Annotated in this window: 10 protein-coding genes; 3 read left to right on the top strand and 7 right to left on the bottom strand. The window is 38.5% G+C overall.

What is annotated here, in order from left to right; all coding sequences use genetic code 11:
- Positions 1-261: 261 nt before the first annotated feature.
- Together CWB66_RS02980 and pmbA are read right to left on the bottom strand one after the other, a co-directional pair.
- The gene (locus CWB66_RS02980; protein ID WP_024589904.1) at positions 262-747 is read right to left on the bottom strand and encodes a DUF721 domain-containing protein; all 486 of its coding nucleotides are present in this window, start codon (positions 745-747) and stop codon (positions 262-264) included.
- 72 nt (positions 748-819) lie between these two features.
- Positions 820-2,169 carry a metalloprotease PmbA gene (gene pmbA / locus CWB66_RS02975; RefSeq protein ID WP_007582066.1) on the bottom strand — a complete coding sequence of 450 codons (1,350 nt, stop codon included), beginning with the start codon at positions 2,167-2,169 and terminating at the stop codon, positions 820-822.
- Positions 2,170-2,313: 144 nt separating this feature from the next.
- On the opposite strand from pmbA, the gene yjgA reads away from it, so the two are divergent.
- Together yjgA and hemN are read left to right on the top strand one after the other, a co-directional pair.
- Positions 2,314-2,847, top strand: coding sequence for a ribosome biogenesis factor YjgA (yjgA, locus tag CWB66_RS02970; RefSeq protein WP_007582068.1), 534 nt, complete (start codon positions 2,314-2,316; stop codon positions 2,845-2,847).
- A gap of 124 nt (positions 2,848-2,971) precedes the next feature.
- Positions 2,972-4,345 (top strand): oxygen-independent coproporphyrinogen III oxidase, encoded by a 1,374-nt coding sequence (gene hemN / locus CWB66_RS02965; RefSeq protein ID WP_077536833.1) that lies wholly within the window; start codon positions 2,972-2,974, stop codon positions 4,343-4,345.
- Between the two features lie 76 nt (positions 4,346-4,421).
- On the opposite strand, the gene CWB66_RS02960 is transcribed toward hemN, so the two are convergent.
- The 3 genes from CWB66_RS02960 to CWB66_RS02950 form a co-directional block, all read right to left on the bottom strand.
- A complete protein-coding gene (locus CWB66_RS02960) occupies positions 4,422-4,937 on the bottom strand; it encodes a DUF2489 domain-containing protein (protein WP_138584287.1) in 516 nt (171 codons plus the stop codon).
- A 13-nt stretch (positions 4,938-4,950) separates the two neighbouring features.
- Positions 4,951-5,544, bottom strand: a complete 594-nt coding sequence (gene yihI, locus CWB66_RS02955; RefSeq protein ID WP_138584286.1) for a Der GTPase-activating protein YihI — start codon at positions 5,542-5,544, stop codon at positions 4,951-4,953.
- 749 nt (positions 5,545-6,293) lie between these two features.
- Positions 6,294-6,926 carry a c-type cytochrome gene (locus CWB66_RS02950; RefSeq protein ID WP_077536830.1) on the bottom strand — a complete coding sequence of 211 codons (633 nt, stop codon included), beginning with the start codon at positions 6,924-6,926 and terminating at the stop codon, positions 6,294-6,296.
- A gap of 281 nt (positions 6,927-7,207) precedes the next feature.
- Here CWB66_RS02950 and yihA point away from each other — a divergent pair, with 281 nt between their 5' ends.
- Positions 7,208-7,873 (top strand): ribosome biogenesis GTP-binding protein YihA/YsxC, encoded by a 666-nt coding sequence (gene yihA / locus CWB66_RS02945; RefSeq protein WP_077536829.1) that lies wholly within the window; start codon positions 7,208-7,210, stop codon positions 7,871-7,873.
- A 10-nt stretch (positions 7,874-7,883) separates the two neighbouring features.
- Here yihA and CWB66_RS02940 read toward each other — a convergent pair whose 3' ends face one another.
- The gene (locus CWB66_RS02940; RefSeq protein ID WP_138584285.1) at positions 7,884-8,402 is read right to left on the bottom strand and encodes a DUF1285 domain-containing protein; all 519 of its coding nucleotides are present in this window, start codon (positions 8,400-8,402) and stop codon (positions 7,884-7,886) included.
- Positions 8,399-8,986 carry a YceI family protein gene (locus CWB66_RS02935; RefSeq protein ID WP_077536827.1) on the bottom strand — a complete coding sequence of 196 codons (588 nt, stop codon included), beginning with the start codon at positions 8,984-8,986 and terminating at the stop codon, positions 8,399-8,401. Before CWB66_RS02935 ends, CWB66_RS02940 begins: the two co-directional genes overlap by 4 nt.
- Positions 8,987-9,081 lie beyond the last annotated feature (95 nt).

The raw sequence follows: 9,081 nt of genomic DNA, 5'->3' as shown, positions 1-9,081 counted from the left end.
ATTCGTTAAATTGATCAAAGACTTATGCAGGTTGGTATCACATACCAACTCCATTAAATTCTTGAATATAGCAGGAGTAAAAATAGCACTGCCTACACGCTTTTACTTAATGGAATGGGTATCAAAGAGCTTTCGATCAATATAAAGCCCACGCAGTATCATAAACCTCATTAAGCCAACAATAAAATGGAATATGTAACAAAGTATTTTGAATGCGGTGAGCTGCCAAATTAGCCCCACCAATAACAAGATGGTGGGTAGTTAAGACTTACTTTTATTTTTTCCGTGAAGCGCTAAACGCTCTAGTTTTTCTTTTAAAGAAGGGGGTGCAGAAGATGCTATCGCGTTTAAGTAATCAGCTGTTTGCTCACTCATTTTACGTGAGTTGGTAACTGCAGGACTGCCCGACTTATTCGCTGTACTTAATCTCTGAGTTGCTTGAGGATTTGCAGTTATTTTTATTTGCCCGAGCTCTGCCATTCCGGCAGCTCTAAAATGTGAAAGCATATCCATTTTTAAATAATTAAGCCTAAGCGCGATAGGTGCAGACACGGCTTCTATCATTAGCGTACCGTCTCGGTAATTGCTGACTCGGCATTTATCACCCAACTTAGGGCCTAAAAAATCTTTTAATAGGGTTTGCTGTGTATCAAGTGCTTGGCTTTTGCCTGCATAAGCCGATAAACGATTATTTAACCCCGCCATAATATCGGTTAGCGGTTTTGGTGCATATCTATCTTTAGCCATTTTACACCTCGTAAAAGCTCACTTAGACCCAGAGATAATACTCTAGGTCTAAGTATACACTGCGTATTAATACTACGCGCCGGCTATTTGCATTTGCTCTATTAATACTGAGCCAGTTTGAATACCACCACGGCGTTCGATGTCACCACCAATAGCAGATATGCCTTTAAACATATCTTTTAAATTACCAGCAATGGTAATTTCGCTTACAGGATATTGGATTTCACCATTTTCAACCCAAAAACCAGCAGCACCACGAGAGTAATCACCCGTTACGGTATTTACGCCCTGCCCCATTAGCTCTGTAACTAATAAGCCGGTGCCCATCGTTTTTAATAGTGCAGTTAAATCGTTATGAGTTTGCTCAACAAGCCAGTTATGTATACCGCCAGCATGCCCTGTTGGGGTCATATTCATTTTACGCGCGGCATAACTTGCTAATAAATAAGTTTGTAGCTCGCCGCCTTGAATAATTTCCCTATCGAATGTTTTAACGCCTTCGCTATCAAACGGTGACGACGCCAACCCTTTTAAAATATGTGGGCGCTCGGCAATATTCACACAATTACTAAATACTTGTGTGCCTAAGCTATCAAGTAAAAAACTTGATTTACGATAAAGCGCACCACCACCAATTGCCGACACTAAGTGACCAAACAATGAGTTTGCAATATCAGCTCTAAAAATAACAGGCACTTTCATTGTGCCTAGCTTTTGACTATTTAATTTAGCGAGCGTTTCAGCTGCCGCTTCAAGCCCAACTGCCGCTGCGTCATTTAAACCCGCTTGATCGCGCGCAACAGTATAAGCAGAGTCGCGTTGCATCTGTTCGCCATCTTGACCTATCACCATAGTGCTAATGCTATGACGAGTACGTGGAAAACCGGTTATCAAACCATGGCTGTTACCATAAACACGTAGCCCCTGATGCGATGAAAAGCTCGCACCATCAGAGTTAACAATACGCTCATCAGCATTTAGTGCAGCTTGCTCAGCAGCATGACAAAGCTCAATGCCTTCCTCAGGACTTACATCCCAAGGGTGGTATAAATCTAAATCTTTAGGATTAAATTCTAGCAATTCTTTATCAGCAACGCCGTTAAATGGGTCATCAGATGTAAACTTAGCTATATCAATCGCTTTTTCTACTACCATACGCAACGTTTTTGGATTTAAATCAGCGGTTGACGCCGAGCCTTTATTATTACCAACATATACGCTAATGCCTAAGCCGCCATCTTGGTTAAACTCAATGGTTTCTACTTCACCCATTCGAGTACTAACCGATAAACCAGATGTACTAGACATGGCCGCTTCGGCAGCTGTAGCGCCTAATTTTTTAGCATGTTCGAGTACTTCTGCTACCGCATCTTTAACTTGCGATATTTGAGAATAAATTGGATCGTTTTGTTGGCTTTTCATAAATTAAGTCCTGAGCCTTAGGGGCATAATGCACGCATTTCTTATATTTAAATGCTAACACACTCAATGCATCACATCAGCTAATATTCCTAAGTATCATATTCATGTATAATGGCAAAAGTTATTTTTATTTAAGAGCACCCCATGGCAAAGAAAAAAGGCAAGCCTGCTGAAATTGAAGAAGAAATTGAATATGTATCAAGAACGGAGCTTAAGCGCGAAGCGCAAGAGTTTCATCAGTTAGGTACTGAAATTGCCAAAATGGGTAAAAAACAGCGCGAACGCCTACCATTAAATGATGATTTAAAAGCGGCCATGGTAGTCGCTGATAAAATTAGCAATAAAAGCGACGCATACCGCCGTCACTTAAATTACATTGCTAAAACGTTGCGTACTGTAGAAAACATTGACGCTATTAGAGCGATTATCGATGTAATGCTTAATAAAAATAACCAAGCTGAAGTATTGGTCAAAAAAATTGAGCAACTACGTTCAGACTTAATTGAGCAAGGCGATGACCTTATTAATGAGACGATTGAGCAGTTTCCGTCTCTTGATCGTCAACAAATGCGTCAATTAGTTCGTAATGCAGCAAAAGAAGCGAAAGCTGAAAAGCCGGGTAAAGGTTATAAAGAGTTATTTCAATATCTCAAAGATGCTCATACCGTTACGTATTAGTTTATGTCGTATTAATTTATATTTTATTAAAAAGGTGCTTTGGCACCTTTTTTGTTATAGATCAAACTACCTCCCTGTGTACTTTTTTATAATCTCCCCCTAAATAAATACTTAGGTGCGCGTGATGATTAAACTTCCACAGTGGGATCAAACCCTAATAAACAAATATAATGTGTCGGGCCCCCGTTATACCTCGTATCCCACCGCTTTATCGCTGAGCGATGGGTATCAGCAGCAGGACTTACTTAGTGCTATAGAATCATCAAATAGTCGCTCACTCTCTTTGTATATTCATATTCCGTTTTGTAGCCAGCTTTGCTACTACTGTGGCTGCAATAAAATAATCACACGCCACCAATCTAAAGCAGATATTTATCTCGATTTTTTAGCAAAAGAAATTATTGCTCAGGCTCATTTATTTAAAAACTACACGGTTGAACAATTACATTTAGGTGGCGGTACTCCCACCTTTTTAACCGCAAAACAAATGACCCGTTTAATAAAGCTTTTAGAGCAACACTTTAATTTTACGCGTACTACTGAACGCGGCATTGAAATAGACCCACGTTCGCTTGCCGATAATATGCTTGTTGATTTAAGGATGCTTGGCTTTAATCGTGTCTCATTTGGGATTCAAGACTTTAACGATGACGTACAGCTTGCTGTTAATCGCCCACAAAATGCAGATACCGTTAAGCAATTAATTACACAAGCTCGCGAACTGGGGTTTCAATCTATTAATGCAGATATGATTTATGGGCTACCACTGCAAACACCACAGAGCTTTAAACAAACTATAGAGCAACTTATTGAGTTAAGCCCTGATAGAGTATCGGTGTTTAACTATGCTCATTTACCTGAGCGCTTTGCCGCACAGCGAAAAATTAAAGATGTAGATTTACCCAGCGCACATAATAAACTCACCATGTTTAAAAATACGTTGGAGCAAATGACGCAAGCAGGGTATCAGTTTATTGGTATGGACCACTTTGCAAAAATTGATAACGAACTAGCTGTTGCACAAAATAAAGGTAAACTACACCGTAATTTTCAAGGTTACACAACACATGGAAATTGTGATTTATTAGGCTTAGGTGTGTCATCAATTTCACAAATTGGCACTGCCATCTTACAAAATCAAAAAGAATTAAAACATTATTACCACAGCGTAGAAACACAAAGCGGCTGCGCACTTAATAAAGGAATGCACTTAACACATGATGATGTCATTCGTGCTGATGCAATTAAGCAGTTAATTTGCCAGTTTGAATTAGATATACAAGCGTTTAGCGAAAAACATACGCTTGTATTTAATGACTACTTTAAAGATGCGTTAATTACGCTTGCACCGCTCATTAAAGATGAGTTGCTGACGATAACTGAGCATAAAATTAGCGTAACGCCGCGCGGTAACTTATTCATTCGTATTATTTGCATGTGCTTTGACGCTCATTTACAAAAACAAATTAACGCAACGCGCTTTTCAAGAGTGATTTAGCCTGAACTCTGGGTAATAAATACATCGGCACAAAAAAAGCAGACCTAGGTCTGCTTTTTGTATTTGAGTTGTAGCTTTAATTAAAAACTACTTTATCGCTACCTGGAGCGGCTTTAAACTCGATGATAATTTTAGCGCAATCGGCCTTGACCTCATCTTTAAGTGTTTCTTCAGCTTGCCAGCGAGCTTTATCTAGCTTAAAAATCTCTTTTTTAGCGTATTTTTTACGTGCATCGTGCGTCGGCATTTCTTTAACTACCTGATACATTTTATAAATACCAGGATATTTAACAGTCAAATCTTGCTCGTTCTCAAAGCTATATTGAGACATAAGTACCCAAATGCGTAAACAGCCTTCAGAAAACTCACACTGCTCTTCATTCATTGCACGAGCAATTAAATGAATACTATCGGCTAGTTTTGCGTTTCGCTTTAAACGCGACTTTTCAAGCTTTTGTTTCTGCTCAGCCTGCGTTTCAGCAATTAATTTTTTTTGCGCATTTAACTTATACAGCAACTGACCGGCATAGAATGCTAAACCAGCTATGATAGCCGCGCCTAAAAACAAGGCCAAAATTATCGCAGTACTCATTAATTACCCTTAATTACTTATCTTCTTCATCATCTAGCCATTCATTTGCTAGATCATTTGATAGATACTGATCAAAGTCTGAGTTTGAATTATCTTCGTCAATAAAGTCATCTTCAAGCTCTGGCTCATCTTCATCTTCAAGCCCTAACAATCCGCATAAAACCTGATGGCGAGCAATGCGACTATTAAAGTACTTGGCATCTTTACCCGTTAATAGCTCACCGCCTTCGTGACGCTCTACTAATTTAAGTAAACGCACATCGTTTTCAAGCGCTTCAAGCTCTTGCTCTGGTGTAAACTCAGGTTGCACAACTTTTTTAAGCTCAATTGTTGGCTTTAAGTTACGTTTCATTTCTACTTTTGGTTCAACAGCCGTTGCAACTAATGGCACTGGTTTTTTACTACCAATGCGCTTATCTCTAGAACCTGACTGTGAATTTTGGCTATCGCCATTTAATGCATCTGGTGCATTACGAGAACCAGGCTTAGCACCTTTGGTTTTTTTAACTCGCTGCTCTTTTAATGCACGCATTTCTTTAAGCTTATCTTGGCTTAAACGTACTGGTCCATTTGAAGGGCTTTTGCGTGACTTTTTCGTTCTACTCATATCTTGATCGTCTCACTTAAGAGGTTTTGAGCGAGGTGCAAATTAATGGACATCGCAGTGCTGGCATAGCCAGAAGAATTCAGTTTGCGCTTCAGAGGTTGGGCTTCTCGTGTTATAGCGCCTAAACTAGCTTATCGCCAGTTATTAAACGGTGGGTATTGTAACAGGACAAATAAAAAGGCGGTAGAGAAAACATCTCTACCGCCTGCTAATCTGAGCGCCATTATCTGGACACTTCTCCCTTCGACTTTTTTTAGCCATTATTATTTTTATTATTATCAGTCCGTATTGTTATTATTTTTACGTTCCTTGTGACATTCCATTTTGTTTTTATTATTAAACTTCCATGAGTTTTTATTTTTATCGGTCTTCCTGACTCTTTTTTGTTATTTCCTTTTGCAGCAACAATCTAGTGCTATGTAGTCGTGCCGCGCTACTGTCCCTATAGCTGTTTCCGTTTTATTATTATTTTGCGACAGGGGTTAATCTACTCGTTAATAACTTTGTTACAACTAATTTATATGTTTTTTCTTACAGCATATACGTTAAAAAATTCAACTTTATTTAAATTACAATAACTTAATAAAAAAAAGACATTTAAAATAAGACTTTTCTTACACTGCCACATGGTCAATGTCTTACAAATAACAACGGCAATATCGCTAATTTCAGACACAAAAAAAGCAGCTTAAGCTGCTTTTTGTAAACATTTTAGTGTATTTATTAATTAAAATTAAATAAATACGACTTTAGTGTAAACCACCTAAGTACTGAGAAAGCACTTCAATGTCTTTATCTGTTAATTTCTTCGCTATATCGCCCATCATACCATTTAGGTCATTATGACGTGTTCCATCACGGAATTTTTCAAGCTGAGCTTTGATGTATCCTGGATGCTGAAAAGAAATTTTTGGAAATTTAGCCAGTGATGAGCCATTGCCACGTGGACCATGACATGCAGCACACGACGGAATTCCTCGTTCGGCATCGCCTGCTTTAAATAACATTTCGCCAACTTCAACAACATCTTTAGGTGTAACACCTTCAGACATGTTCATTGAAGAAAAATAAGCAGATAGATCTTTCATGTCTTGCTCGCTAAGTGGCATAGCCATTGCGCTCATTACTGGATCCATACGCCCTTCTTTGCCGCCTGACGTCATACCTAATTTTAAATCCTTAAGTTGTTTAAGGATGTAATCTGGGTGTTGACCTGCAATTTTAGGGTAAATGTTAATCGGTGCATTACCGTCTGGGCCGTGACAAGCCGCACACGTTACTGATTTTTCTTTACCTGCGTTTACATCGCCATCAAATGCTGTTGCGTTGCTTGCTGACAACGCACCAAGCAATATTGTTAAAGATAGTGCTATTTTTTTCATGGTGAATTCTCTGTTTCCGACCCTGTATCATCTACAATCGTGATGCTGTAATAAACATATTCTACACGATAATAAATTCTCTGGCACGTTTTCTACACATATTAAGCTTATAATTTACAGGGTTTTGACTTAGATTAAGCTTTAACATGTTTTAAATGTACCACAGCCGTTGCTTTTAGGTGGTTAAATACGCTTTTTAATACATCCTTTATAGTATAAAATACGCGCCCTGAGTAAATTTGGTTTACTCAATGTTATTTTTTTAAGTTTTAGGAGAGCCTGTGCTCAAATCTCGTATCAAATATAATACTGCGTCTTTCGTAACAAGCGCTCCAGACATTACTAAATTACCTGCTGATACGGGAATTGAAGTTGCGTTTGCCGGTCGCTCCAATGCAGGTAAGTCAAGTGCATTAAATGCATTAACAGATCAAAAACTAGCACGTACTAGTAAAACGCCTGGCCGTACTCAGCTAATCAACACATTCGATTTAGCGGATGTTGACGATATGCGCCTTATCGATTTGCCAGGTTATGGTTTTGCTAAAGTGCCAATCGAAATGAAAAAGAAATGGCAAAAGTCGTTAGGTGAATATCTGCAAAAGCGTCAAAGCTTAAAAGGTATCGTTATTTTAATGGATATTCGTCATCCTTTAAAAGATCTAGACCGCGATTTAATTAACTGGGCAATTGGTAGCGAAATTCCAGTGTTGGCGCTATTGACTAAAGCTGACAAACTTAAGCAAGGCGCACGTAAAGCACAAGTACTGCAAGTTCGCCGTGAATTAAGTACGCTTGACGGGGATATAACAGTCCATGCATTTTCATCACTAAAAGGCACGGGCTTACCGGAAGTTGCTAAAAAGCTAGATGAATGGTTTTTAGGCCCTGTTATTGCTGTACCGCCTGAAGATAAAGTAACTGAGGAAACTAATCCAGACGCTTAATACGCCTCAATTACGATAGATAAAACTGTTTACCAGCAGATTTAATAAAATAGCCGAGCTTATCAGTCTCGGCTTTTTCAGCCCACTGATAAAATACGCTTCGCGCAACACGCGCACTACAGCCATAAGGTAGCTTTAAATAAGGCACTTTTGACCCTTTATAGTCTTTTATAACTAAAGGCTGCTGAGCGCTCACCAACCACTGCCTAGCCAAATTATCGATGCAACACAAAGCCTGCCCTTGTGCTGTATTCTCAAAACGCCAATCAACAATAATAAACGGTGCATCATCAACCGTTATTTTTATTTTTTCGACGGGTGTTTTTAAATAAAATAGCTCTTCTTCTTTACATAATACAGAAGCAAATAGCTTTACCATGGCGAGGCGTGTTATTTCGCCGCCTTCGTAAAACCATTTACCTTCATTATTAATCACAATTGGCAACTCACCACAATAAGTAGGCTGCCAACTATCAAAAGGTTTACTTGGCTCGCTTAATTGCTTGCTAAGCTCACTTAAAGAAATCACTGCTTTTTAAGTGTAATTGCAAACGTAACAGGCACAGCTGTTGCTATTGAAGGTAGGCCCGCTAATTTCTGCAGCTGTTTAACACCTTCTGTTATACCAAAATCATCGCTATTAATAATAATAGGTGTAAATGATGACACCGTTAAATCTCCATTTTGCGTACTATTAACCAGTACATCAATTACCAATGGTTTTTTATTACCATGAAAATCAAGCTCAGCTTTAATACCCTTCAATACATATTGACCAGGCTTTTTAATATTACTCAGCTCTTTAGTTAAATTTGCCGTTAAAACGGCATTTGGAAATTTAGCCGCTTCAAATAATAACGTTGTTAAACGTTCATTACGAATAGGAATTAAGGTTTCAGCTGATGTTAAATCAATACTAACGCTAAACTCACCTTTATCTGAAAGCATACCTTCGAGGTTAGTAAAATGGTGTGATTCAGCCACGGTATCTTTTTTAATCGAAACAAAACTCAACTGACTTTTATCATTTACTAATTGCCAGTTAGCTTGAGCAACATTAGAAATAACCAAACTTGATAACGATAAACCTGCAATAGCTAACGCTTTGAACATAACGCACTCCTTAAATAAATATGAATAACCTGAACTCTGGATAATAACTTAATCTTAAACCGCTATTTTCAGCGCTAACTGCGTTGAATTTTGTT

It is taken from the genome of Pseudoalteromonas sp. S558 (assembly GCF_005886635.1).
GTDB classification, from domain to species: Bacteria; Pseudomonadota; Gammaproteobacteria; order Enterobacterales; family Alteromonadaceae; genus Pseudoalteromonas; species Pseudoalteromonas aliena.
The sequence above is the reverse complement of the archived record's forward strand: the minus strand, read 5'-3'. Positions and strand labels throughout refer to the sequence as shown.

Excerpts from the sequence above, each read along its gene's own strand:
- CWB66_RS02950 (WP_077536830.1), bottom strand. The coding sequence starts at position 6,926 with ATGAAAAAAATAGCACTATCTTTAACAATATTGCTTGGTGCGTTGTCA.
- CWB66_RS02960 (WP_138584287.1), bottom strand. The coding sequence starts at position 4,937 with ATGAGTACTGCGATAATTTTGGCCTTGTTTTTAGGCGCGGCTATCATA.
- yjgA (WP_007582068.1), top strand. The coding sequence starts at position 2,314 with ATGGCAAAGAAAAAAGGCAAGCCTGCTGAAATTGAAGAAGAAATTGAA.
- pmbA (WP_007582066.1), bottom strand. The coding sequence starts at position 2,169 with ATGAAAAGCCAACAAAACGATCCAATTTATTCTCAAATATCGCAAGTT.
- CWB66_RS02980 (WP_024589904.1), bottom strand. The coding sequence starts at position 747 with ATGGCTAAAGATAGATATGCACCAAAACCGCTAACCGATATTATGGCG.
- yihI (WP_138584286.1), bottom strand. The coding sequence starts at position 5,544 with ATGAGTAGAACGAAAAAGTCACGCAAAAGCCCTTCAAATGGACCAGTA.
- CWB66_RS02935 (WP_077536827.1), bottom strand. The coding sequence starts at position 8,986 with ATGTTCAAAGCGTTAGCTATTGCAGGTTTATCGTTATCAAGTTTGGTT.
- hemN (WP_077536833.1), top strand. The coding sequence starts at position 2,972 with ATGATTAAACTTCCACAGTGGGATCAAACCCTAATAAACAAATATAAT.